At 74.2% G+C, this 23,801-nt stretch carries 22 protein-coding genes; 8 read left to right on the forward strand and 14 right to left on the reverse strand.

Translation table 11 applies throughout. The features are described 5' to 3' along the window. Nucleotides 1-167 precede the first annotated feature (167 nt). The gene (locus ACFW1A_RS15390; protein ID WP_380409123.1) at nucleotides 168-1,658 is read left to right on the forward strand and encodes a helix-turn-helix domain-containing protein; all 1,491 of its coding nucleotides are present in this window, start codon (nucleotides 168-170) and stop codon (nucleotides 1,656-1,658) included. Between the two features lie 377 nt (nucleotides 1,659-2,035). Beyond that, nucleotides 2,036-2,869: an ArsR/SmtB family transcription factor gene (locus ACFW1A_RS15395; RefSeq protein WP_380409125.1), complete on the forward strand. Its 834-nt coding sequence runs from the start codon at nucleotides 2,036-2,038 to the stop codon at nucleotides 2,867-2,869. A 54-nt stretch (nucleotides 2,870-2,923) separates the two neighbouring features. On the opposite strand, the gene ACFW1A_RS15400 is transcribed toward ACFW1A_RS15395, so the two are convergent. The 8 genes from ACFW1A_RS15400 to ACFW1A_RS15435 all read right to left on the reverse strand — a co-directional run bounded on the left by ACFW1A_RS15400 (nucleotide 2,924) and on the right by ACFW1A_RS15435 (nucleotide 10,730). Next, nucleotides 2,924-4,567 (reverse strand): hypothetical protein, encoded by a 1,644-nt coding sequence (locus ACFW1A_RS15400; RefSeq protein ID WP_380409127.1) that lies wholly within the window; start codon nucleotides 4,565-4,567, stop codon nucleotides 2,924-2,926. A 97-nt stretch (nucleotides 4,568-4,664) separates the two neighbouring features. Beyond that, a complete protein-coding gene (locus tag ACFW1A_RS15405; protein ID WP_380409130.1) occupies nucleotides 4,665-5,117 on the reverse strand; it encodes a hypothetical protein in 453 nt (150 codons plus the stop codon). A 313-nt stretch (nucleotides 5,118-5,430) separates the two neighbouring features. Beyond that, a complete protein-coding gene (locus tag ACFW1A_RS15410) occupies nucleotides 5,431-5,916 on the reverse strand; it encodes a DUF5662 family protein (protein ID WP_380409132.1) in 486 nt (161 codons plus the stop codon). A gap of 322 nt (nucleotides 5,917-6,238) precedes the next feature. Continuing rightward, nucleotides 6,239-7,486 carry a hypothetical protein gene (locus tag ACFW1A_RS15415; protein ID WP_380409134.1) on the reverse strand — a complete coding sequence of 416 codons (1,248 nt, stop codon included), beginning with the start codon at nucleotides 7,484-7,486 and terminating at the stop codon, nucleotides 6,239-6,241. Then, on the reverse strand, nucleotides 7,476-8,072 hold the full coding sequence (locus tag ACFW1A_RS15420; protein WP_380409136.1) for a SigE family RNA polymerase sigma factor: 597 nt from the start codon (nucleotides 8,070-8,072) through the stop codon (nucleotides 7,476-7,478). Before ACFW1A_RS15420 ends, ACFW1A_RS15415 begins: the two co-directional genes overlap by 11 nt. A 135-nt stretch (nucleotides 8,073-8,207) precedes the next feature. After that, a complete protein-coding gene (locus tag ACFW1A_RS15425; RefSeq protein WP_380409138.1) occupies nucleotides 8,208-8,822 on the reverse strand; it encodes an SMI1/KNR4 family protein in 615 nt (204 codons plus the stop codon). Between the two features lie 213 nt (nucleotides 8,823-9,035). After that, nucleotides 9,036-9,683 carry a maleylpyruvate isomerase family mycothiol-dependent enzyme gene (locus tag ACFW1A_RS15430; RefSeq protein ID WP_380409140.1) on the reverse strand — a complete coding sequence of 216 codons (648 nt, stop codon included), beginning with the start codon at nucleotides 9,681-9,683 and terminating at the stop codon, nucleotides 9,036-9,038. Nucleotides 9,684-9,770: 87 nt separating this feature from the next. Continuing rightward, entirely contained in the window at nucleotides 9,771-10,730 is a 960-nt protein-coding gene (locus ACFW1A_RS15435) for an RNA polymerase subunit sigma-70 (RefSeq protein WP_380409142.1), read from the reverse strand. A gap of 759 nt (nucleotides 10,731-11,489) precedes the next feature. Here ACFW1A_RS15435 and ACFW1A_RS15440 point away from each other — a divergent pair. The 3 genes from ACFW1A_RS15440 (at nucleotide 11,490) to ACFW1A_RS15450 (ending at nucleotide 15,056) form a co-directional block, all read left to right on the forward strand. Further along, nucleotides 11,490-12,842: an alpha/beta fold hydrolase gene (locus tag ACFW1A_RS15440; RefSeq protein ID WP_380409144.1), complete on the forward strand. Its 1,353-nt coding sequence runs from the start codon at nucleotides 11,490-11,492 to the stop codon at nucleotides 12,840-12,842. Beyond that, a complete protein-coding gene (locus ACFW1A_RS15445) occupies nucleotides 12,842-14,431 on the forward strand; it encodes an alpha/beta fold hydrolase (protein WP_380409146.1) in 1,590 nt (529 codons plus the stop codon). Before ACFW1A_RS15440 ends, ACFW1A_RS15445 begins: the two co-directional genes overlap by 1 nt. A gap of 103 nt (nucleotides 14,432-14,534) precedes the next feature. Continuing rightward, nucleotides 14,535-15,056 carry a hypothetical protein gene (locus ACFW1A_RS15450; RefSeq protein ID WP_380409148.1) on the forward strand — a complete coding sequence of 174 codons (522 nt, stop codon included), beginning with the start codon at nucleotides 14,535-14,537 and terminating at the stop codon, nucleotides 15,054-15,056. 325 nt (nucleotides 15,057-15,381) lie between these two features. On the opposite strand, the gene ACFW1A_RS15455 is transcribed toward ACFW1A_RS15450, so the two are convergent. Continuing rightward, nucleotides 15,382-16,539: a hypothetical protein gene (locus ACFW1A_RS15455; RefSeq protein ID WP_380409150.1), complete on the reverse strand. Its 1,158-nt coding sequence runs from the start codon at nucleotides 16,537-16,539 to the stop codon at nucleotides 15,382-15,384. 295 nt (nucleotides 16,540-16,834) lie between these two features. Here ACFW1A_RS15455 and ACFW1A_RS15460 point away from each other — a divergent pair, with 295 nt between their 5' ends. Continuing rightward, nucleotides 16,835-17,656 carry a carbonic anhydrase gene (locus ACFW1A_RS15460; protein ID WP_380409152.1) on the forward strand — a complete coding sequence of 274 codons (822 nt, stop codon included), beginning with the start codon at nucleotides 16,835-16,837 and terminating at the stop codon, nucleotides 17,654-17,656. Nucleotides 17,657-17,676: 20 nt separating this feature from the next. Here the strand turns inward: ACFW1A_RS15460 and ACFW1A_RS15465 are convergent, their stop codons facing one another. After that, entirely contained in the window at nucleotides 17,677-19,134 is a 1,458-nt protein-coding gene (locus tag ACFW1A_RS15465) for a N,N-dimethylformamidase beta subunit family domain-containing protein (RefSeq protein WP_380409154.1), read from the reverse strand. Between the two features lie 148 nt (nucleotides 19,135-19,282). On the opposite strand from ACFW1A_RS15465, the gene ACFW1A_RS15470 reads away from it, so the two are divergent. Both ACFW1A_RS15470 and ACFW1A_RS15475 read left to right on the forward strand, forming a co-directional pair. Continuing rightward, entirely contained in the window at nucleotides 19,283-19,870 is a 588-nt protein-coding gene (locus tag ACFW1A_RS15470) for a hypothetical protein (protein WP_380409156.1), read from the forward strand. Nucleotides 19,871-20,175: 305 nt separating this feature from the next. After that, a complete protein-coding gene (locus ACFW1A_RS15475; RefSeq protein ID WP_380409158.1) occupies nucleotides 20,176-20,838 on the forward strand; it encodes a class I SAM-dependent methyltransferase in 663 nt (220 codons plus the stop codon). A gap of 88 nt (nucleotides 20,839-20,926) precedes the next feature. Here the strand turns inward: ACFW1A_RS15475 and ACFW1A_RS15480 are convergent, their stop codons facing one another. The 4 genes from ACFW1A_RS15480 to ACFW1A_RS15495 all read right to left on the reverse strand — a co-directional run bounded on the left by ACFW1A_RS15480 (nucleotide 20,927) and on the right by ACFW1A_RS15495 (nucleotide 23,744). After that, nucleotides 20,927-21,685, reverse strand: coding sequence for an SDR family oxidoreductase (locus ACFW1A_RS15480; protein WP_380409160.1), 759 nt, complete (start codon nucleotides 21,683-21,685; stop codon nucleotides 20,927-20,929). Between the two features lie 190 nt (nucleotides 21,686-21,875). Continuing rightward, the gene (locus ACFW1A_RS15485; RefSeq protein WP_380409162.1) at nucleotides 21,876-22,109 is read right to left on the reverse strand and encodes a hypothetical protein; all 234 of its coding nucleotides are present in this window, start codon (nucleotides 22,107-22,109) and stop codon (nucleotides 21,876-21,878) included. Between the two features lie 61 nt (nucleotides 22,110-22,170). Next, the gene (locus tag ACFW1A_RS15490) at nucleotides 22,171-22,347 is read right to left on the reverse strand and encodes a hypothetical protein (RefSeq protein ID WP_380409164.1); all 177 of its coding nucleotides are present in this window, start codon (nucleotides 22,345-22,347) and stop codon (nucleotides 22,171-22,173) included. Nucleotides 22,348-22,574: 227 nt separating this feature from the next. After that, nucleotides 22,575-23,744, reverse strand: a complete 1,170-nt coding sequence (locus ACFW1A_RS15495; RefSeq protein WP_380409166.1) for a hypothetical protein — start codon at nucleotides 23,742-23,744, stop codon at nucleotides 22,575-22,577. Nucleotides 23,745-23,801: the final 57 nt, after the last annotated feature.

A 23,801-nucleotide genomic window follows, 5' to 3' on the forward strand; every position in this document is an offset into this window, starting at 1 on the left:
GGTCCACGCCCGCGCCGCGAGGCGCTCGGCGAGCAGGTGCGGCCCGCGCCTGCGCCCACTGATCGGAATCGGATCCGCCCGTCCGGGGTCGCGGACGACCCGGCGGTGCAGGGGAGAACGGTGTCACGGCAGGTCGAGCAGGATCGGGGCTCCGGAGGGCCCGGACGGTGACGGACTTCGGCGGGCTCCTGCGGGAACACCGGCTCCGGATCGGCTGGACCCAGGCGGACCTGGCGGAGCGGTCCGGGATGTCGACCCACTCGATCAGCGTGCTGGAGACCGGGCGCCGCCGGCCGCGGTTGTCCTCGGCGACCTGGCTGGCCGACGCCCTCGGGCTGGACCCGAAGAGCCGCGAAGGGCTGGTGGCGGCCGCGGCCGCCCTGCCGGGCTCCCCCGACCCGGCCGACACCGACACCGACACCGACGGAGCCGGAGCCGGAGCGACCGCGGGCGGGCCGGCCGGTTCGAGCCGCGGCGGATCCCCATGCCACTTGCCCGCTGCCACGTCGCTGTTCACCGGCCGCGCCGCGGAGGTCGACGAGTTGCTCGGGGCTGCCCGGGAGTCGTCCCCCGGAGGTGACTTCGGCGGGTCGGCGATCCTGGCGATCGACGGCATGGGCGGCCTCGGCAAGTCGACGCTGGCCGTTCACGCCGCCCATCGCCTGCGCCGGGACTTTCCCGACGGCCAACTGTTCCTCGACCTGCACGGCCGTGCCGTCGGCGCGGAACCGCTGGCCGCCGAGGACGCGCTGGCCCGCTCCCTGCGGGCCCTGGGCGTTCCGCCGGCTGCGATACCCGACGGTCTCGACGCCCGCTCCTCGCTCTACCGCGACCGGCTCGCCGACACCCGCACCCTGATCGTTCTGGACGATGCCGCCGGCACCGCGCAGGTCCGGCCGCTCCTGCCGGGGACGCCCGGCTGCCTGGTCATCGTCACCAGCCGCCGGCGGCTCACCGGCCTGGACGACGCCCACACCCTGGCCCTGGGCACCCTCGCCCCCGCCGACGCGACGGCGTTGCTGCACAAGGTCGCGGGTCCCGGGCGGATCCCGGCCGGGAGTCCCGCGGTCGGTGAACTCGTCGCGCTGTGCGCGGGGTTGCCGTTGGCCGTCCGCATCGTCGGGGCCAGGCTCCGCCACCGCCGCGCGCTGCGGGTGGCGGATCTCGTCGAACGGTTGCGTGACGAGCACACCCGCCTCGCCCAGTTCGGCGACGAGGGCCGCGACCTGACCGCTGTCCTCGACTCCTCGTACCGCGCACTGCCCCGGGCCGAGCAGCGGCTCTTCTGCCGGCTCGGGCCCGTTGCGGGAACGGACTTCGACGCGGGCACCGCTGCCGGCCTGATCGGGGTCGACCGCCGCACCGCCGAACGCCTCCTCGACTCGCTGCTCGACCACAACCTGCTGACGGAGCACGCCCCCGGCCGCTACCGCTTTCCCGCCTTCGTCGGGCTCTACGCCCGCCTGCGCGCGCTGCCGGTCAGCGGCCGGGCCGGCGGAGCATCGGCCTGGCCGGTGCAGTCGTGCGGGCCGGTGCAGTCCTGCGGAGCGGGGCCGTCGGGTGGCCGCCGTCCGTGCAACCCCGCCCAGCCGCACGATGGCCCTCACCGTGTGAAGGGCCGCGCCACCCCGCTCGGCGGCCTGGCCGCGCTGCACTGACCGGCCGTCGGCTCACCGGCCGTCAGCAGACAGACGATCCTCCGCAGCCGGGCGGCCCGCCCACTTCCCGGACCTGGCGGAACGGAACACCATGTCGGCGTCCATCACTCACCATGGCGTGATCCTTTGCGGCTGCACAGGATGGCCCGAGATGCTCCACCGCCCGCCCGCCCGGCGGACGGGTCGGCGTCCCACATCGCGAGGACAGACAGGCCAGGTCACGGGGAACCATGCTCACCATCACCTTCGACGTTCCGGATCTTGCGCGCACGCGGTTCGCCGTCTCACCGATGGATCACGTCGTCACGGCCGTGGCCGAGGCCCACGCCTGTGTCGGTACCCGTCGCGCACGCTGGTGGCGCCGGGTACGCGGACGCGTGCCGCACACGGTCGCGCCGCTGCTCGATCTCGTCAACGCCAACCCGGCCAACCTTCCGGACTTCCTCATCACCGCCGTCGCCGGCCCGCACCGGCGGTTGGCGGACGAGCTCGACGCGATCCTGGCCACCAGCGCGGCCGATCTGCACCGGGCGCTGGCCGACTACGACCTGCTGCCCGATCCGCCCCGCATCGTCGTGCAACTCCGTGACGGCGACACGGGCCGACTGCGCCGCATCGTCGACGCCGCGCGGACGCTGTTCCAGGTGTGCCTGGCCCCGGACTGGCCCGCCATCAGCAAGTCCCTGCAGGCCGACATCGCCCAGCGCACCCAGGCCGTCGGGGAAGCAGGGATCGGCGCGGTGCTGGAGACCCTGCACCCGCATGCGGTCTGGCAGGCGGACGGCGCCCTGCGCTGCTCGGTGGCCGGCCCGGACCGGAGCTTCGCCCTGGGTGGGGGCGGGATCGAGCTGCACCCGAACTTCTTCGTCCAGGACAGCCTCGGCGTCCTGACCGCGGACCACCGACCGCCCGTGCTCCTGCACCCCACCCTCGTCCCACCCGCCGACCGCACGGACGCCGCACCGGACCGGCTGGCCAAACTGATCGGACCGGCTCGTGCCCGGGCGCTGCGCGTCATCGGACAGCAGCCGTGCAGCACGGCCGAACTCGCGGCGCGTCTGGGCGTCAGCCCGTCCACCGCGAGCGCGCACGCAGCCGCCCTGCGGACGACCGGGGTGATCACCACGCAACGCCAAGGGCGTCGGGTCCGCCACCTCGCGGCGCCGCTCGGGCGGACCCTGCTCCAGGACGACTACCTGCTGCGGCCGTAGCCCGCGGGGGTCGCCGGCTCTCCTGCCGACCCCGGCCACGGGCGGCCCGATCGGTCAGCGCGCACCGGTCCCGGCCGCCATGAGCCGCTGCGCGCGCAGCGCGTCGTAAGTCGCCTCCAGATCACAGGTCGGGGACCCGGAGTCCGCCCGGTACAGCTCGGGGAACCTCGGGCACCCCTTCAGCTCCGCCAGCCTGCGGCTGATCGCTTCCCGGTCGATCGAGGGACCGAGCCCGCGCTGTTCCGCCACGCGCAGCGCCGCGAGGATTTCCGGCAGGCTCAAGGTGGCGGCCTCCCGAGCGAGCGTGTCAGGAATGTCTGCGACCAGCGTGGCCCATGCCGCGGGGAGGTCTCCGTCCACGTGGGCCAGGGCGATCCAGGCCGCGTACCGGCTGCCGGCGTCCGCCGCGGGCCAGGGGGCCGAGGTGAACTGTTCGGTGGGCTGGCCGAGGGCCGCCGAAAGGTCCTGGAGCCGGCCCCAGGCCGACACGGTGTCGGCGGTGACGGTCGGCATCGTCGTGCTGGGCGGTGGGATCGCTGCCAGGCCCAGCTGCTTCGCCAGGAGGGAGAGTTCGCGCGCGACGACGGGTGGCTGGGGTGCGCGCCGGGCGGCGGTCACCGCTTCCTTCATCGGGAACTCGGTGCGCCAGGCGTCGTCGCCGAGCAGCTGACCGATCTGCGAGATCCAGTAGGTCGACGTGATCGTGCCGAGGTGGCTCGACGATCCGTAGGAGACTCCGTCGCTCCCCAGGTCTGCGAGGGAGTCCTCGGTCAGGCGGCCGAACGCGCTCGGATCCAATCCGACGAGCTTCGCCGTCAGCGCCAGGTAGTACCGCTCCCTGGCCGTTTCCGGGGCCGCCAGATAGCGGCCGACCACCTGCCGGGAGGCCGTGGTGAGGCCGGTGTCGCGGTGTGTTCCGAGCAGGTCCGCCGCGCAGGCCGATCCGTGCAGGTCGAGCAGGTCGCCGTCGTTGCCGAGGGACCTCGTGCGTTCGAAGCCGTCGATCCACTTCTCCCACATCGCCTCGGCCGTCGGCGGCAGGGCGGCGCGCACGCCCAGGAAGTGCAGGCCGGTCAGCGCGTCGCACAGTTGGGCGGGCGTCGCGACCTCGTGGAGCCGGGCCTCGATCCAGGCGGCGAGGCGGGTCTTCCGGTCGTCGGGCAGGTCGACCCGGTGGTCCGCGAGCAGGCCGAGGGAGGTCGCCGTCGTGGCCAGTCTGGAGGCGAGGTCGGTGGGATCGGTCGGCCGGTTGTCGAAGTAGCCGTCGGGGTTGTAGGAGGAGACGACGTCGACGGTCCCGGGGACGCCCTCGAACCGCTGGAGGGCGTCCGCGTCCCAGGCTCCGGTCACGCTGAACGCCTTGGTGGCGCCGTCGGCCGCGGCGGTCAGCAGGGCGGTGCGCAGGCGGTCCGGCGGGAACGTCCTCGGGTGCCCGACGGCGCTCAGCGTCAGCAGGTCGAACGCGGTGCTCTGCAGGTCCACCACGTCCGGGCCCGCCACCGCGTTCGGCGACGCGTACAGACCGTTCGTCCCGAGGAGCGAGGAGAGCTCGCGACTGAACCCGGTCCGTGCCGACGCGCTGCGGGGGCTTCGCGGTCCCGTGGACGCGGCCACGGCGCAGACCGACAGCAGGACGGCTCCGGCCAGGGCACCGACGGCAGTCCGACGGAAGGCCCTGCCCTTGGTGATTGACTGCATGGTCGAATCCTTCGAAGGAAGAGCGTCCCGGGCCGCTTCCGCCGGTGGCGACGGCGACCCGGGACGTTCAGTCAGTCCGGAACCTTCGGGCTGATCGTCAGCCGACGCTCGTGGAGACCGAGTACACCTGTCCCCAGACGGTCGCCGTGGCGCTCGTCTGACCGGACGTGTAGGTGGTCGTCACGCTGGTGCAGGCGTTGCTGCTGAGGTTGGACGCCCAGCTGTTGGCGAACGTCTGGTCCACGTTGACCGAAGCGCCGGACTGGCCGAGGGTGGTGATGCTGTGACCCCACATGCCGTAGGTGTCGAAGTGCGTGTGGTTGGTGATCGAGTCGGCCTTGAGGGGGTTCGACCCGGCCAGGTACGCGCTGGAGTTCCAGTCGAAGCAGTCGCTCCAGGTGATGCCGCCGAAGTTCAGCGTGGCCTGCAGCGTGTCACCCCCGGGAATTCCCAGGCTGTTGGTGTTGGCGGACGCCGGAGTCGCCCCGAAGGCGACCCCGCACAGGGCGGCTGCCGAGACGGCCACCCCCATCGTGCGTCGAATGCTCACGTGTATTCCTCCGTCGTCGGAGCAGGACCATGTCCGGCCGCGGGGATTCGGCAGGCGAATTCCTCAGGTCGGTCGGGGAGTTCTGCTCGCAGTACTTCTTCGTGCGGGCCCTGGTCGGCGCCCGGCGACAGTCCACCGGAGCACGGGCGGGGCCGGCCAGCTATTCGCGTCGGAGGCGAATGCTCGACACCGGTTCAGCGGGGCGACGCGACGGTCGAGGGCCCGCGGTGTTGGCGCTGTTCAGTACCGGCGCGCCGGCGCGCCGGCCGCTGAGCGACGGCGGCGGGCAACGGGCGACGGGGACCGCACCGCGTCATGGCGCTGCGGTGCCGTCCGGCTCCGCGGCCAGCCACCCGAAGTGGCGCGCGGTGTTCGTCAGAACGTTCATCAACTGTGGTGCGACGCCGAACCGTTCCTGGTTGATCGTCAGGCTGTCGGCGAAGCCTCCGTGCGGGGTGCGCTCGGTGGCGGCCCGCCAGTCCGCCAGCATCTCCAGCAGGTCGATCAGGGTCATGCCGTCGATCCCGTCGGCGAAGTGCTCCGGGTGATGACGGTTGTGGGCGTAGTGGTGGGCCAGCCCCTCGCCCATCGCGTCGACCAGCGCCCGGTACTCCGCGCTGCCGTACGGCGTGGCGCGCAGCTGCGGCACGACCTCGTCGTAGACGGCCCGCTCCGGCTCGCGGGTCTTGCTCAGGTCGTGCCGGACCGACCGGTCGAGCAACTCCTTGATCGGCTCGCCCAGCAGCTCGGCGACTCGCAGGCTGTGCCGGAGCGTGTCCGGCGTGGAGTCGTAGGGCATGGTCAAGTCCCCCTCGTACGGGCCACCCAGGTGGCCGGGCCGCCTGTGCCGCGCTCCCCCTGCGCAAGGCCAAGTGTGCCGTCCGCATCCGGTCCGGGCAGCAACGCCGTCCGTTCGCGTGGTGCGGAGAGCGGCATTCACGAAGTCAACTCCACTGGGAGAGGACGTCGTTCACCCCGTCGCGGCTCGACCCACACCGGTGCGCGCGCTGTCCACCTGACGTGCAGCCGACCGCGTCGCCGCCCGGTGACCGCCCGGCCGAACCCGGGCTGCCCGGGACCGCCGTCCGCACGGTCCCGGGCAGCATCGGGCGGGGCCGCTCTCAGGAGCGCCAGGCGGGGTCGAGGGCGATGGTTTTCAGCTGGTCCGGGCTGAGGGCCGGGGTGCCGGGCCGGGCCGTGTAGGCGTTCTCGCCGTTCCACTCGGACAGCGATACCCGGAAACCGTCGGGGCGGTACACGTCGACCGTCCAGTGCAGGACCGGGTTGGTGGCCGTTTTGCCGTTGCCGAAGCTGTTGGTCACCACGAGAGTGCCGTCGGGCAGGCTCTCGCGCACCTCCAGCGGAGTGGTGCGGCCGGTGCGGGCCTCCTGCGCGTCCTGCCTGCCCCTGTCCGAGGCCGGCTGCACGTCGGCGAGGACCATGCTGCTCCGCCCGTCCAGCGTCACCGCGAGCACCGCCTGGTCCGAGCCGGCCGGAACCGAGGACGTACTCCCGGCGGGCAGCAGTGCCGTGAGCCCGGAGAGCAGCCTGGCCTTCCCCGGTCCGGCCGTCGTTGCCGGCGCCGACGGGGCGGGGGCCTTCTTCACGGGCACCAGCGACGCGAAGACCCGCTCCCACGCCGCGGCCGTCACGAGCGCCGTGAGCTGCTGCGGTCCCAGCGGCGGGTCCGCCCGGTCCGTCGCGGCCGGCTGCCCGTTGAACTCGATCACCTGCACCCGGCGCCCGTCCGCCCCCGCCCAGGTGGCCCGCCACTCCCGGCCCCCGGACGTGTGCTCGGAGCGCAGCTTGTCGATCACCAGGACCGAACCGTCCGCCTGCACGGTGCGGTCGCAGGAGTCCTGCGGCATGGTGAAGCCGTCCATGCAGACGGCGGCCGCCCCGGGCGCCAGGCCCGTCCACTCCGCCGAGAACTCGACGACGCTCGCCCCGGCGCCGTCGTCGAACATCACCGTGCCGCCCGTCGTGTGCGCCGCGCCGGCCGACGTGCCCTCGCCCGACGCACCGCCCCCGAGAAGCGACACCTTCCCCGGCGGGAGCAGCCCCGTCACGAGGGAGAGCAGTTCCTGACCCGTCATCGGCACCGGCATCGGCGAGACGCGCGCGGCCGGATCGCCGAGTCGCAGCGCGCCGCCGCGGCCGGCCGCCACGACACCGCCCGCCCCGGCGAGCACGAGCACCGCGAGACCGCTCGCCACCACGGCACGCCGACGCCGACGCCGACGCCGGCCGTAACGCTGGGCGCCGACCGTCAGGGCCGGGCCGTTCAGCTCCGGCGCCAACTCGGCCGCCCCGCGCAGGGCACGGGCCAGGTCCGCGAACCCGTCCTCGAAGTCCTGGTCAGTGGACATCGTTCAGCACCGCCTTCGGGGTGGAGGGGCCGCAGTCGGGAGCCCGACCCACGGCAGCGTCGAAATCCTCGGCCAGCACCACCCGCAGCCGGGCCAGCGCTCGCCTGCTGCGCGTTCGCACAGCGGCAGAACTCAGGCGCAGCGCGGCCGCCGTCGCCTCGATGCTGCGGTCCTCCCAGAACCGCAGCACCAGCACGGCACGGTCCTTCGCCGACAGCTCGCCCAGCGCGCGCAGCAGGGTCAGCCGCAGCGCCGGATCCGGATCGTCGACCGCGACGTCGGGAAACTCGGCGACGGCCCGCTCCGACGAACTGCGGCGCTTGCGATGGGACAGGAACGTGTTCACCAGAACGGTCTGGGCGTACCCGCTCGGGTTCTCCATCCGCCCGATCCGGTGCCACTTCACGAAGATCCGACCCAGCGCCTCCTGGACCAGGTCCTCCGCGAGATACGAGTCACCCCCGGTCAACAAGAACGCAGTCCTCAGCAACTGCCGCCCACGCGAAGCGACGAACTCCGCGAAGTCTGCGAACTCCGGCGACCGGCCACCGGCCCCCGAGTCCGCACCACCCGATGATTGATCCATACCTGAACAACCTCCCAGCCCACCGAAAATGTGACGCGCCACCAGTCGAACCCCCGCCCGCTGCCGGACAGCCCTGGACAGGCCTCCCCGCCACCGCGATCACAGGTGGTCCAGCGCCGGCCGGAACGGTTCTGATCAGCGGTTCGGCGTGACGGGTTGCCAGGTGAGGTCGAGCGCCTCGTCGATCACGGCGGTGCTGGGTGCCTGGGAGCCGCCGAGGGCTGCGTGGCCCAGCAGTACCGGCGTCCTCGCCTCCAGCGCGTGGGTGATGTCCTGGAGCATCGACGCCACCGACGCCCACCGGGGAACGTCCAGGACCCACGTCTCGTGGTCCCAGAGGAGCACCGCGCCGTGGGTGTCACCGGGGCGCAGGTCGACGATCAGTGCGTCGCCACCGGGGCTCGACGCGATCGGCATGAACTCCCGCTGGTAGCGGCTCTCGGGTCGGCCGTTCTCGTCGAACGAATCGCCTTCCTGCGCTGCGACCAGTAGCCAGATCTCGCGGTTCTCCAGGGCCTCGTCCAGTGGGACCGGGGCGAACGCGTCCGGAATCCAGTAGCTCGCGGCGACGTCGGGCAGCAGCCACCAGGCCCGCAGGTCAGCAGGTACGGGCAGGCCGAGATCTGCCTCGAACGCGTCCAGGCGGGCGGCATCCGACGCCGGTCTCGCCGGGCCGCGTCGGGTGTGCGCTGTGAGCCAGGTGCCGACGCGGCGCCAGGAGGTCGGGACATCGTGATCAGGCGTTGTCATGGTGGGCAGTCTGCCTGGCCGGGGTGTCAAGAACCGAAGCCGAGCGGCACTGCGACCGGGGCTGAGGCCGGGTCAGGGCCGGTGGCCACTCGGGGCCCGGTGTGTCCGGTTTGTCCGGTGTGCTCGGGTTCGACGGTGGGCCGCTCGCCTCGGCCGCCTGCGGGATTTCCGGGGCGGCCCGGTGGCGGCGGCCCGGGTCGGTCCGAGAGGTCCTCAGGCTTCGGGCGCCGGCCGGTCGGGGGCGGGGAGCGGGCGGCGGCCGGTGATGGTCAGCAGGAGGTCCTTGGCCGGCAACGCCAGGACGCGCTCGCCCGTCCCGAACTCGGTGTCGGCGTCGGTCGCGCGCAGCGTGACGCCGGTGAGGTCGACGCCGAAGAAGGCGAGCCCGCGCCGGTCGGAGTGGGCGAGGACGGTGGCGATGCGGTCGGCGGGGGCCGGTGGCAGGCCGAGTGCTTCGGTGATGTCCAGGCCGTGGATCACGTCGTGGCTCAGTGCCCCGACCTGGCCACCGCCCGGGGGCTGCCAGGGGTGGCGGACGTTGTCGCGCAGGGCGGCCAGCAGTTCCGCATCGGTCATCCGTGCACCGTCGCGGCGGGCGGCGGTGTCGCAGTAGCGGTTGATGGAGAAGCGGGCCATCGCCAGGCCCGCGATCAGGCGCAGCGGACCGGTCCGGAACGGGTGGGTGATGTGCGCGACGACCTCGCGCACGCGCCAGCCCTCGCACAGCGACGGCGCGTTCCACTGCGCGGGGCCGAGCTCGGCGAGCAGCGCGCCGAGGCGCTCGCGCTCGGCGTAGGTCTCGGTGCGGATCTCGGTCTCGATCTGGATCTGGGTCTGCGGGTGGGTCTGCCGGAGGGCCATGGCCGTGCCGTCGCTTCCGTCGAAGGAGTGCTGTCACTCCTCCTACGACCGGGAGGCCGCGAATTCATCGGCAGCCGTGGAAGTGGTTCACAGCTGCGGCGGCAGCCCGAACTCGGCGAACCGCTCGCCCCGGCCCAAGTAGGTGACGATCTCGGTGATCCGATCGCTGCGCACTTCCAGCAGGAGCACCGCGAAGGGCCGCAGCACTCCGTCCCGGTCCGGCCGGTACTGGCCCAGGGTCAGGCAGCCGCTCGCGACGTCCCCCGGCACCATGCGGTCGTGGGCGCAGTACTCCGCGCCCGCCTCCATCGCCGCGCCGACCCGCTGCGGGCCGTGCAGCCACCACAGGAACGGCGGCATGCCGAAGCGCACGTCGTCCGCCAGGAGGCCGATCAGCCGGTCCACGTCGTGGGACTCGAACGCGTCCACGTAGTCGCGCAGCAGCTGCCGCTGCGCCGGGTCGTCCGGGTCCGCGGCCTGCGCGGGCGCCGGCCGGTGCTGCTCCAGGGTGGCCCGGGCGCGTTGGAGGGCGCTGTTGGCGGCGGCAGCGGAGCACTCCAGGATCTGCGCGGTCTCCGCCGCGCTGAACGCCAGGACGTCGCGCAGCACCAGGACCGCGCGCTGCCGGGGCGGGAGCCACTGCAGGGCGGCGACGAAGGCGAGCCGGACGGACTCGCGGCGCACGGCGAGCTCGGACGGGTCGGCGACCTGCTGCAGGCGCGAGTCGGCCAGCGGTTCGACCCACTGCGCGGCGGGCAGCGGGGCGCCCAACTCGCCCGTGGTGGACGCCGGGCCCAGGTCCCACGGCAGCGCTCGGCGCCTGGCGCCGCGCAGCAGGTCGAGGCAGACGTTCGTGGCGATGGCATGCACCCAGGTGGACAGGCTGGCCCGGGCGGCGTCGTAGCGGGGCAGGTTCCGGTGGGCGCGCAGCAGCGTCTCCTGCACCGCGTCGTCGACCTCGCCGGCGGCGCCGAGCATCCGGTAGCAGTAGCCCGTCAACGGGCCCCGCAGGGGTTCCAGGGCGGTTTCGGCGTACGGTGCGCTCACCCGCTCATTGTGGCGAACCGGCTGCCCCGCCCGGTGCGGCGCCACGGCCCTTCGGCTCCTCGGCGGGCCTGGCCCTGGCCGTCGTAGTGGTTGCTGACGGGTGCTCACGGGCCTGTCCCGAGGGTCGTGGGGCTGCCGCCGCCCGGGATGTCCGGCGCTCCTGACGGGCGCTATGCCCGTGCCCGCCCGGCGCGGGTCAACGGCACGCCGTCACCCGGCAGGGGCGGGCCGCGAGGTGGCGGCCGGCTGCTCCGTGTGGAGTCCGTGAGGTGGTGGCCGCCTGCCCGCGCAGGCAGGCTGGCGCCGGTGGTGCCCATGCGAACCGTGGGCGTGGTGGGCGGACCCGCGTGGCGCCGTCCCGACCGGGCGGCCCGGAACACAGGAAGTCGGGATCAGATGGTGGAACAGGGCACCGGTCCGAGCGGCGCACCGCCCGCTCACGGGGACGACGGGGACAGCCGGGGCGGCGGGCACGGCAGGGGCAGCGGGTACGGCAGGGAGAGCGGGTACGGCCGGCACGCCGGGCCCCAACGGAGGCAGGCGGGCCACCGACGCCCACGGGGCCGCACCGCGGGCGCGCCCAGCGGGCTGGCGCTCGCCGCGGCCGGGATCGCCCTCCTTACGGCGATCGTCCCGACACCGGGCTTCGCCGCTTCACCGCCGATCCGTGAGCCCCTGTCAGGAGCGCCGGCGCGGTTCGTTCCCGGGGCCTGCCCGGAGACCGCCGAGCCGGTCCCCGGGCGGTGCGGGGTCCTGGAGGTGCCCGAGAACCGTTCCCGTCCCGGCGGCCGGACCGTCCGGCTGGCCGTCGCGATCATCCCCGCCGTCTCCGCGGCGCCGGCCGGGGAGCCGGTGGTGTTCATGGAGGGGGGACCGGGCGGCGACGCGTTCGGGAGCATCCCGTTCCTGATCGGCGCGGGCGTGAACCGGGACCACGACCTGATCGTGCTGGCCCAGCGCGGCACCCTCCACTCGGAGCCGAACCTCGCCTGCCCGGAGGTGGACCGGTTCGAGGCGCAGGCCGTGGGACTGCCGGTCGACGCGCCGTCGACCGGAAGGCTCCGGGTGCGGGCGTCACAGGAGTGCCGGGACCGTCTCACGGGCGACGGGGTCGACCTGAGCGCCTACAACACCACCGAGAACGCGGCGGACTTCGCCGACCTCCGCAAGGCGCTGGACATCGACCGGTGGAACGTCTACGGGTACTCCTACGGCACCGACCTCGGCCTCACCTACCTGCGACTGCACCCCGAGGGGGTCCGCTCGCTGGCGATCGACTCGGTCGCGCCCCCGCCGGTGGTGAACCTGCCGTGGGCCTGGGACAGCTTCCGGGAGGGGATCGACGCGGTCTTCGCGGCGTGCGGGGCCCAGCCCGCCTGCCGGGACCGCTACCCGGACCTCGAACGGACGCTGACGGAGCAGGTCCGGCGGCTGGCGGAACACCCCCTGACGGTGACGGCGCAGCCGCCGGCCGGCGGAACCCCGGTGAAGGTCGTCCTCGACGGCGGCGCGCTGGTGGAACTGCTGGTCGCCAAGGCCGTCCCGTTCGTCGACTTCCCGGCGGCACTCGACGAACTCGCCCACGGGAATCCGGAGCGCTTCGCGCGGGCCCGCGCCGCGGCCGCGACGCCCGTCATCGGCGAGTTCGCCACCGGGTTGAAGGAGTCGGTGGCCTGCAGCGAGTGGGCGCCGGGCTACTCACGGGCCGACGTGCTGGCGGCGGGACGCCGGAACTTCCCCGACTGGCCGGACGCCGTCCTGGCCCAGGCGCCGCAGCTGCCCTTCCAGCACGACGTGTGCCGGGTCTGGGACGTCCCGGACCGCACCTCCCTCCAGCGGGTGACCACCGTCAGCGACGTCCCGTCGCTCGTCGTCTCCGGCACCTTCGACTCGAAGACCGGGGCGAGCTGGGGCCAGTACGCGGCCCGGACGCTGTCCCGCTCGACCGTCGTGCGGATCCCGGGGATCGGTCACTGGGTCGTTCCCCAGTCGTGCTGCGCGCAGAGCGTCCTGGCCTCGTTCCTCGAACGCCCCACCGCACCGGTCACCGCCTGCGCGGCGGACCTGGCCCCGGCCCCCTTCACCATCACCCCCGAAACGGACTCCGCCTGATGCTCCTTCACCCGCCCCACCGCCACCGCTCCGCGCGACGGCTGCGCACCACACTGGCCGTGGTCACGGCCGGGCTCGTCACCGTCGGCCTCGCGACGCCGCCCGCCCGGGCCGAGCCCGCCGCCGGCGCACCCCTCGGCACGGTCGCCCGGACGACCGGGCACGCCCGCTTCGAGCCGGGCCCCTGCCCGCGGACGGCGGACCCGATCCCCGACCTGGACCGGGCCCGCTGCGGAACGCTCACGGTGCCCGAGAACCGCTCACGGCACGACGGACGGACGATCACCCTGGGAGTCGCGATCGTCCCGGCCGTCACCGAGCACCCGGCGCCCGACCCGATCGTGTGGTTCGCCGGCGGGCCCGGTGACGACGCGGTCTCCGAGATCCCCCTGGCCCTCAACGGCGGGCTGAACCACGACCGGGACGTCGTCTTCATGTCCCAGCGGGGCACGTACTCGGCCGACCCGGCGCTCACCTGCCCGAACATCGACGAGTTCAACGCGGACTCCCTCGGTCTCGTCTACGGCGCGCCGTCCACCGGGCGCCTGCACGTCGACGCGACCCGGGCCTGCCGCGACGAGCTGGCCGGCCGCGGGGCCGACCTCTCCGCCTACAACAGCACCGAGAGCGCCGCCGACTACGCGGACCTGCGCGAAGCGCTGTGCATCGAGCAGTGGAACGTGTTCGGCATCTCCTACGGCACCGAACTGGCCCTGCTCTACATGCGCCTGCACCCCGCGGGCATCCGGTCGGTCGGCATCGACGGCATCGAGCCTCCCTCGCTCGCCGGGGGCGCCAACACCTGGCAGGCCGCGCGGGAGGGCTTCGACGGCATCTTCGAGGCCTGCGCCGACCAGCCCGCCTGCCACACGCGCTACCCGGACCTGAAGGCCACCTTCGAACGCCTCGTCAGTGAGCTCGAAGCCCACCCGGTCACCACCACCGTCACCGTCCCGGACCACCCGGAGCCGGTGGAGGTCACCCTGGACGGCGGCGTCCTGCTGAACTGGCTGACCTTCGCCAGCCACCTGGCGCCCGGCGTGCCCCGCTCCATCGACGAGCTGGCCCACGGGAACCCGCAGCGCATCGCGGAACAGTGGGCGGGCGGCAAACTCAGTCCGGCAGCCGTCGGGAGGACCTCCCACGGGCTCGCCTTCGGCGTCTTCTGCAGCGAATGGACACCGTTCGAGAGCGAGGCGGACGTGATCGCGGCCGGGCGGCGCGAGTTCCCCTCGTTCCCCGACTCCGTGCTGGCCAACGCCCCGCTGCTCACCTGGCTCCACGACGACTGCCGCGCCTGGGACGTTCCCGCCGCACCGCACTCGATCCGCGACGTGACGCACAGCGACATCCCGACCCTCGTCCTGTCGGGCGGCTTCGACGCCCAGACCGCCCCGAGCAACGGTCCCTACGTCGCCCGCACGCTGAGCCGGTCCACCGCGGTCACGGTCCCCTACGTCGCCCACGTCGTCTTCGCCGACTCCCCGTGCGCGCAGGCGATCACCCGCTCGTTCTTCAACACCCCGACCGCGCCCGACACGACATGCCTCGCGTGCCTCCAACCGCCGGACTTCGAGATCGCGCCATAGGACCGACCCGCCCACCGGTTCGGGATGGGCTCGACCCGGGTCGACTCCCGCGCGCCCTGCTGTCCGGTCGACGGGCTCGGCCCCAGAACCCTACTCTCGCGCGGTGACGAACAACGTGCAGACCGGCGACGACTTCCGAGCCCTGCTGCGGCGCCTCGTCGTCCGGTTCGAGGGCCTCGGCACCGATGCGCCGGAGGTCGACGACATCCTGCTCCGCTGGGCCGGCACCCTTCCCGACCAGGGCTCGGAGCCCGGTTGGGCGGGCCTGGCGGACCAGGTGCTCGGGGCACTGGATGCCCCGTCGGCCGGGCGCGCCGATCCCGCTCCCCCGGGTGATCCGCAGTCGGTCGCTTCGCCCGGGGAGCTACGAGTCCTGCTGCGGGCCCTTGCGGCCGATTTCGCTCGGGATCGCGCCTGGACGGCAGACAGGCGGGCCCAGGGGCTGTGGGCCGGTGACGGCGGCGGCTGGGCGAGCGGATCGATGGCCCAGTTCCTGGAGGCGTGGGAGGCGTGGCTCGGTGCCGGACTCGGCCGGCCCGCGGCGTTCCCGGGCGTCCCACCCCTCGAACCCGTGACCTGGGCCTCTGTGGCCAGGCAGCTCGGCGCGGCCCGCGTCTACGAGTGAGCCCGAGCGGCGCCGGCCGGACCGGGGTTGCCCGCGTAGCGGGAGCCTCCCACGCCACCGGGAACCACCTCGGCCAGCAGATCCCGGCCATTGACGATCGGGCGGACCGCCACACCGCCCTCCTCGGGCGGTGGGCACACGATGCTCAGGTGGAGAAGGTCCGGTTTCGTGGTCATCGGCCAATCGTCGCCGACCCGGCCGGGGGTTGCAGCTGGATTCGCGTGGCACCCGCCCGGGGCGGTGGGCACACCTCGTGGAGCGGATGCCGGCCTCCGACCACCCTCACGCGCATACCCTCCCGCGCCCCGCCCGTCGCCGGCGCCCGCTACGGAAGCTTCACCGCGTCGGGCAGGTCCCGCTCGACGTACGCGGCCAGGGCTGCGCGGGCGGCTTCGGGGCGGGGGGTGTGCGGGCTCTCCAGGTGGCCGGCGAGCTTGTCGTCCCAGGCGGCGAGCTGACGCATCGCCTGGTCCAGGGCGTCGCTGTCCTCGGTGAGCAGGGCGGCTGCCAGGGCGAGGGCGTCGGCGCGGTCGGTGGCGCGGGGCGCCGGTAGGTCGGGGAGGCGGGGAAGGACGAGGGGCGCGGTCCGGGCCGGGCTGAAGGTGGCGAGTGACGTGAGGACGAGGCGGGCGGCGTCGCTCTCGCGGTCCCACAGCGGGACGAGCCCGGGGATCTCCGCCACGGCCGCGTCCCGCAGGGCCGTCGCCCGCCGCAGGTCGACGTCGCCGCCCATGGCCCGCCAGTCGGCGAACTCGGCGGTCGAGGCGTCGACTTCCGCGGCGAAGACGAGCAGCACCTGGAGCAGGCTCGTCCGGGCCGCCGGTGACAGGGTCCGCGAGCGGGCGAGTTCGGCCAGGTAGGGGATGATCAGCACGGCGCCGGCGTCCCGGGTGGGCATCTGGTGGGCCGACCGCACCAGGTCCGCCAGGAACTCGCGGGTGTCCTCGCCGGGTTCGTCGATCTCCTCGGCGTACGCGTCGTCCAGCAGGAACGCGACCAGGTCCGGCGCGGTCGCCCGGGTCCCGTACATCCGCTTCGCGACGGCGACCGCCTCGCCGATCTCCGTGCCCGGGTCCCCGAACTCCAGCCCCTCCCAGCGCGGGGCGGCGGGTGGCCGCGGCCGCAGGCCCGGCATCGGGTCGGGAACCGTGATCCGGGCCGTCGCGTCCTCGTGCACGAGCCCGTCGCGGGAGCACCCGGGTACGCCACCGGCCGGACTGTAGACGTGCGTGAGCAGGGCACCGCCCCGGGTACGGGCCAGCGCCGCGAGCCCGCGCTTCTGGTGCAGCACGAACGGGACCAGGTGCCCCGGCCCGTCCTGGGGCGCCGGGTAGACCGCGACCGAGGCGACGTGCCACAGCGTCCCGCCCGGGTTCGCCCGCACGGCCACGGAGCGGTGACCCGCGTCCGACAGCTCCCGAGCGACCTGGCGGGCCGCCGCTTCACGGGGCAGGACCAGCACGCTGTACACACCCAGATCCATGCGCCACATCTTTCCGGCTCCCCCGCTGGGGCCTGCCCGTGGGGGGCGTTCCGGGGACCGGAACAGTGCAGGAACCCGGCCCCGGGCCCGTCGGTCGAACGGCCGTCGGTTGCACCCGACCGGGTGTTCCGGAGCCACCGTTGCGGGCGTGCGCGGTGTGGCGGAGGGCGTCGGGCTGCTGGGCCCCCACACTCGTGGTGAGGCGTGGGCACGCGCGGGCTCCCTCGTTCCAGCGGTGCTCGCCACCGACCGCCCAGACCGCCCACCGACCGACGTCGAGGGAGCCGAGAACCCGATGCACGATCCGACAGCAGCCGGCCCCGCGCAGGCGGACACCCGGCGCACCACCGCCCGGCGCCGCCTCCTCCTCGGCGGCGCGGCGGCGCTCGCCGGTGTGCCCCTGCTCGGCACCTCGCGGGCGGCGGCGCAGCAGAGCGGCACCGCCGATCCGGCACAGCCACCGGCCCCGAACGCGGCACCGGACGAGGCACCGGACGAGGCCCCGAATGCGGTCTCCGACGCGGCCACGCCCGGGCCGGACGAGGCTTTGGAGTGGCTGGCCGAAGGCAACGAGCGCTGGGTCAGCGGCCGGCTCCTGCATCCGCACCAGACCGTCGCGCGCCGCATGGCGGTGGCCGCGGGGCAGCATCCGCTCGCGACCGTCTTCTCCTGCATCGACTCCCGGGTGCCGCCCGAGATCGTCTTCGACCGCGGTGTCGGGGACCTGTTCGTCGTCCGGACCGCGGCCCAGACCAACGACGGGCTGATCCAGGGCGCCGTCGAGTACGGGGCCGAGGAAGCGGTCACCCCCCTGGTCGTGGTGATGGGCCATCAGCGCTGCGGCGCGGTCACCCTCGCCGTAGACGCGCTCAACAACGGCTCGGAGGTCCCGGCGCACTTGGTCGACGTCGTCGAAGCGCTGACACCTGCCTACCGGGCGGCCCGCCCGCTGCCCGGCGACCAGGTCGAGAACACCGTCCGCGCCCAGATCCGCCTCACTGCCGACCAGCTGCGCCGGGACCCGGTGCTCGCCCCGCTCGTCGCCGAGCACACGGTGCGGGTCGTGGGCGCGTACTACAGCTTGGACACCGGCTGCGTGGAGTTCATGCTGCCCTGACCCCGGTGATGGGGCACGCGTCACCAGCCCTGCGGGACCAGGATCCGCAACAGGTTCCCGGTCGCCCTCTGCACCACCTGCCGCACCTCGGCCGGCACGCCGGGGCAGTCGTCCGTGCGCAGCGCGCAGACCCAGTTCTGCGTCCCCGCGTCGAAGACCGTCGCGCCGCTCGCGGCGGTGTACACCGTCGTGTTGGCCGTGCGCGGCGGGCCGAAGGCGCACGCCACGTCCGCGCGGCCCAGCACGGTGACCGGTGGGGCGTGTCCGGTGGTGTCGAGCCGGTCCGTCTCGGGGCCGACCAGTCCGGCCAGTGGCTGGCCGTCCCGCACGCCCGTGCCCGCCCACAGCGGGTGACCCGAAGCCACCACCACCAGCGGGGAGTTGGTGTGAGTGTCGCAGGAGTACGCCTGTCCGGTGAGTGCGCTCTCCGGGTCCGCGTCCGGCGGGCTCGGCCAGTCCCCGGTGACCTTCGCGTTGTCCCGGCCGAACAGGGGATCCTCCTGCGGGACCTTGTAGTTGACCTCGATGCGGTCCGGCGTGCCGTCCGGCCCGGCCTCGAAACGGATCCGGCGGTACACCGCGTTCGCGCCCAGGAAGGCCATACTGCTCCCGCTGTCGCGCGCACGGGTGACGTTCGCCCGCATCGCCGGTGACCAGTACTCGTCGTGGCCCTCGCTCACCACCGCCGCCGCCCCGTCCAGCGCGTGGGGGTCCAGATCGAGGTCCGTGCTGGTCCGGTACCCCAGCGGCACACCGGCCCGCTCGGCGAAGAGCACCAGCGGCTCCTCCAGGTCGAAGAAGTCGCCGGCGCCGTCCTCGTCCTGGTAGGGCCGGTCGTAGCTCACCGCGCGGGCCCGGCCGGCGAAGGACCCGTCCTGCCCGAAGTAGAGGTTCTTGCCGCCCCAGGTGTTGTAGGCCTGATAGGACGTCACTGCCTGCACCAGGACCAACCGGCCCGCCACGGAGGGCGACTCCACGGTCAGCGGCACCCACCGCATGCCGCCGGAGGAGGCCTCCAACCGCAGCAGGTAGGCGCCGGGCGGCCATCCCGCGGTCGGCAGCGTCAGGCTCGGCCGCCAGGGCGCGACCACGGTTCCGCGCGCATCGGTGGTCGCAGCCGGCTGCCGCACCCCGGGGATCGCGGACGACTCCCAGACCGTCGCGGCCGGCGCGCCGTCGGGGTACGCCCCGAAGCGGTAGGCCCGCACCCGGAACGTCGGTGCCGTGGTGGACACCCGCAGCTGCACCGGCTCCCCCGGGCGGACGCCCGTCCGGTCGGCGTACCCCTGGATCTCGTCGGGCGCACCGGCCCTCGCGATCGCCCACCCCGGATCCCCGCGCAGCGTCGGTGCCGCGGAGACCCCCGGGGACCCCGTCCCCGCCTCGCCCGCGCGCCCACCGTGCCCGCCGGTGCACCCGCACCCGACTGCCAGCACCAGCCCGGCACCGACCGCCCACACCCAGCCCCGAGCCGCCATGCCCCGACGGTAACGCGCCACCGGTCCCCGGCCCCGCAGGCGCCACAGGAGACGGTCGACCTCCGCGCCGGGGGCGCAGCGCCGTGCCCCCGCACCGATCGGTCGTCTACACTCCCGAGCCGACGCCCAACGAAACAAGGCTGGATCCATGCCCGGTGCCCGTCTGCCACGACACCTGCTCGCTGCCGGTCTGGCCGCAGCAGCCCTCCTGGGCACTGCCGCATGCGCGGCGCCCGCCACCACCGCGTCGCCGGCCCCGGCCGCGACCGCGACCGCAAGCCGCGCCCCGTCCCCCGCCCCCTCGAACTCCGGCCCGGCGAACCAGCAGCAGCTCGACGCGGCCGCGGACGCCGTGTCACACCTCGCCGGCTCCTACCAGGACGCCTTCACCGGCCTGGCCGTGGACACGGCGAACGGCCGCCTGACCGTCTACCGCAAGCCGGGCACGGGCTTCGACGGCGCCCTGTCACGGCTCGCCCTGGGGGTGCCCGTCGATCTGCAGGACGCCCCGCGCTCGATCAGCGACCTGGCCTCCACCCGCGGCCGGGTGGAAGCACTCAGGGGCCACACGACCGGCTACAGCATCAGGTCCATCGGTGACGGGTCCGTGGTGAGCTTCACGCAAGGCGTGGTGGAGGTCGGCGTCACCGGGGACCTGGCCACCGCGAAGCGGGACCTGGGACAGCGGTTCGGGGACCACGTCGCCGTGTCGGCCACCGAACCCGTGGTCGGCTGACCGCCCCGGCCGAGAAGGCTCACCGCCGGTGGCCCGCCGGACCGGTCAGCTGCCGGCTGCCGGCTGCCGGCTGCCGCCGCGGGCGCTCGGGCCGGTCGTGGCCGTAGCGCAGGCGTGGCAGGGGGTCCCGGGGGCTCCCCCAGGGCCTGTCCGACAATTCGCGTCGGATCAGGCCGGGTCGTTCGGTGCGTGCTCTCGGCGTGCGGCAGGGCACGCCCTCGTTGCGGAGCTACTTGGGCGTTTCGGAAGACGGACCCTAGGCTGGCGGCAGCCCCGGGGACGCCGGGACGGTGTGAGGAGCGGTGATGCACGAGGGCCGGGAGCTGGCCAGGGCTCAGCGGGAGCACTGGCAGCAGACGTACGAGGCCCACCCGGGCATGTACGGCGACCGTCCGTCCGACGCGGCCGTCCGTGCCGGCGAGGTGTTCCGGGCCGCCGGCGCGCGCGAGGTGCTGGAGCTGGGAGCCGGACACGGCCGGGATGCGCTGTTCCTCGCCCGCTCGGGGTTCACCGTCGTGGCCGCCGACTTCAGCCCGGTGGGCCTGGACCAGCTGCGCAAACGGGCCGCGGCCGAGGGCCTGGCCGACGGGGTCACCACCGTGGTGCACGACGTGCGCGGGCCGCTCCCGCTCGCCGGCGGCTCGGTGGACGCGGTCTTCGCGCACATGCTGCTGTGCATGGCCCTGTCCACCGAGGAGCTCCACGGCCTGGTCGCCGAGGTCCGCAGGGTGCTGCGGCCGGGCGGGGCCTTCGTCTACACCGTGCGGCACACCGGCGACGCCCACTACGGCGCGGGCACCGCGCACGGTGACGACATCTGGGAGCACGGCGGCTTCGCCGTCCACTTCTTCCCCCGCCGCCTGGTCGACGACCTCGCCGCCGGGTGGTCGCTGGACGAGGTCCACCCGTTCGAGGAGGGTGACCTGCCCCGTCGCCTGTGGCGGATCACGCAGACCCTGCCGCGATGAACACCCACGGGTGCGGCCGGGAGCGAGGCCCCCGGCCGGGCGCTGCGGGGCCGACGCGCCGGTGCGGGACCGCGCCCGCCCGCCCCGCTCACCGCGGCGCGGCTCCGGTGGTCCGGGCGCGCAGCCACGCGTCGAACTCGCGGGCGACGATCCGCTCGTCGTGCACTCCCGCGGCTTCGTCGGAGGCGAGCCAGACGATCGGCGGGCCCATCACCTCGGGTGGCAGGAACGCTCCCGGCACGCCCGGCGGCAGCATGCCGGTGGCGGTCGGTCCGCCGGGCAGCAGCAGGTTGACGGTGACCGGGCTGCCCCGCAGCTCCGCCGCCATGATCCGCGAGAGCGACTCGCTCCCGGCCCGTGACGGCCCGTAGGGCACGAACCCGGCCCTGGCCGTGGTGGACTCGCTCACCGCGATGGTGACGATCCCTCCGCCGCCCGCCTCCAGCATCCTCGGTACGACCTCGCGAGCCACCAGGAAGTAGCCGGTCAGGTTGGTCTCGACGACCGCCCGGAAGGCCTCGGGCGGAACCTGCCAGAACGGCACCGGCCGGGTCATGAAGTCGGGGTTGACGGACCGCATGCCGAGCCCGGCGTTGTTGACCAGCAGGTCCATGCCGCCGAGCCGCTCCCAGGCCCGGTCGACGCCCCGGGCGACCGACGCCTCGTCACGGACGTCCATGTCCAGGCCGATCGCGCCGGGCAGCGTCGCGGCAACGGACCGGGCCCGCTGTGCCGAGCGCCCCGTCAGCGCGACGGTGGCGCCCGCGGCGGCCAGGGCGGTGGCCATCGCCAGGCCGAGGCCGCTGGTGCCGCCGGTCACCAGGACCCTTCTCTTCGTCACGGTCATGACCGCCACGCTAGGCGTGCGAGCGCACTCGAAGTCAAGGACGCGGCGGGTCCACGGCCCCGGCCCGCGGGTGCACGGTGCACCGTCACAGCAGGAAGACGGCCATGTCCGCCGAACGGGGCACTGCCGGTGGGTCGACCGAACGGGAGTACGGCCGCTCGGGACCGGCCGTGGTGGCGCCCGCGGGAGGTCAGGCCCCGTTTCCGGTCGGCTTGGCGAGCGCCCGGGCGGCTTCCGCTTCGGCGCCGGCCCGGCGGTAGACGGCGGCCGACGCCTCCCGCCCGGCCCGGACCTCACTGCCCGGGCGCCCGGCTGCCAGCAGGGAGTCGGCGAGTCCGTCCAGCGCCTCCCCCAGGCTGTACTGGTCGTCGAGGTCCTCGAAGAGCGCGACGGCCCGCTGCCCGGCCTGCAGCGCCTGCCCCACGTCGCCCGCCTCGCGGAACGTGGCACCGAGGCCGGTCCAGCAGTCGCCCTCGCCGTCGGCGTCATCGAGTGCTCCGCTCGACCTCCCCGCCCGCGCCGAGCCGGCCCACCACGAGCTCGTGGACCCGGTCCACGGCCGCGTCCAGCGCGGAGTCCACCTCCGCGTCCGCACGGCCGCCGAGCCGGTGGGCGTTGCGCATCCCCCGGGTGAACACGCACGCCACCACAGCTTCCACCACGATCGCCGCTCCAGCGTCCCCACCGCTCGACAACGGCCCGGCGGTCTCGGCACCGCCGACCGCATGACCGGGCGCACTCCCGTCCGCCAGCCCCGCAGGCCAACCCTAGCCACGTCCGGCCCCCTGGTGACCGTTTTCCGCGAACGCGGGGAGCGGCCGGCCCCGGGCCGCCCAGAGAACCTTCGCTCGACGGCGGGCGTCAGCCGTCAGCCGTCAGCCGTCAGCCGTCAGCCCAGGCTCAGCCGTCCCACCTTGTTCGGGGTGAGTTCGCCGAACCAGATCGAACCGGCCTGCTCGCCCTGGACGTCACAGGGGTACGACGCCGAGGACGGCGTGGACCACAGGCGCACCCGGTGGGTGACCGGGTCGATCATGCCGATCTGGTTGCCGAGGGCGTCGCCGGCCGGGAAGGACAGGGCGACGTACATGTTGCCGTCACTGCCCTGGGTGATCGGTCCGGGCAGGGGCAGCGGGTTGCCGAGCGACCCGCTCAGCAGGTCGCCCTCCAGCGTGCTCAGCAGGCCGCCGAGGCCGAACAGCGGGAACTCCTGGATCGTGCCCGAGCCGACGTCGATCCGGGCGACCCGCATGCCGAGGGACTCGGTGACCCAGATCGAGCCGTCCCCGGCCGTCCACACCCCGACCGGGAAGGACAGCGGCGTCGGCATCGTGTACCGGGTGAACCGGTGCGTGGCGACGTCGAGGGTGACGACCGCGTTCTGCTGCGGCAGGTCCATCACCACCGTGTTGCCCGGGCCCGGCTTGATGATGCCGAACAGCGCCTGCACCTGCCCGAGGACTTCCCCGGGCACCGGGAACCGGCTGAAGGCGTGCGAGGCCGGGTCGTAGCGGCCGATCGCGTTCAGCCCGCCGAGGGTGAACCACAGCGCGCCGTCCGGGCCGGCCGCGATGTCGTTGGCCAGGCCGAGCCCGAGGTGCAGCGGCAGGTCCAAGGCCCTTCCGTTCAGCGCGTTCTCCCAGGGCAGGCGGAACTCCTGCATGCCGCCGTCGGCCGGGTCCACCCGCAGCAGCGCGTTGCCGGTCACCTCCGGCATCCACAGCCCACCGTCCGGTCCGACGGCCATGCCGCCCGGCACCGACAAGGGCATCGGCGTGTTGTGCTCGACGAAGGTGCCCGCGCTCGGGTCGAACGAGGCGACCTGGCTGCTGAGGTACTGCTCGATCCACAGCTTGCCGGCCGCGTCGAAGTGCGTCTCGCACACGCCGCTGACCGGGATCGACGGCAACGGCCCGTACTCGGTGACGGCGCCGACCACTCCGGTGACCGCCCGCACCGGCGCGGCGCCGGCGATCCCGACACCGGCCACCAGCGCCCAGACTCCGGCCAACGCCAGCACCCGCCACGCCCGGCTCCACGCCCCCGGCCCCACGACCATGACACCCCCTCAGCACGACACGAGGAGCGCCCGATGACGAACGCCCACCCCTGCCCT

This window comes from Kitasatospora sp. NPDC058965, assembly GCF_042741245.1.
Lineage (GTDB): Bacteria > Actinomycetota > Actinomycetes > Streptomycetales > Streptomycetaceae > Kitasatospora.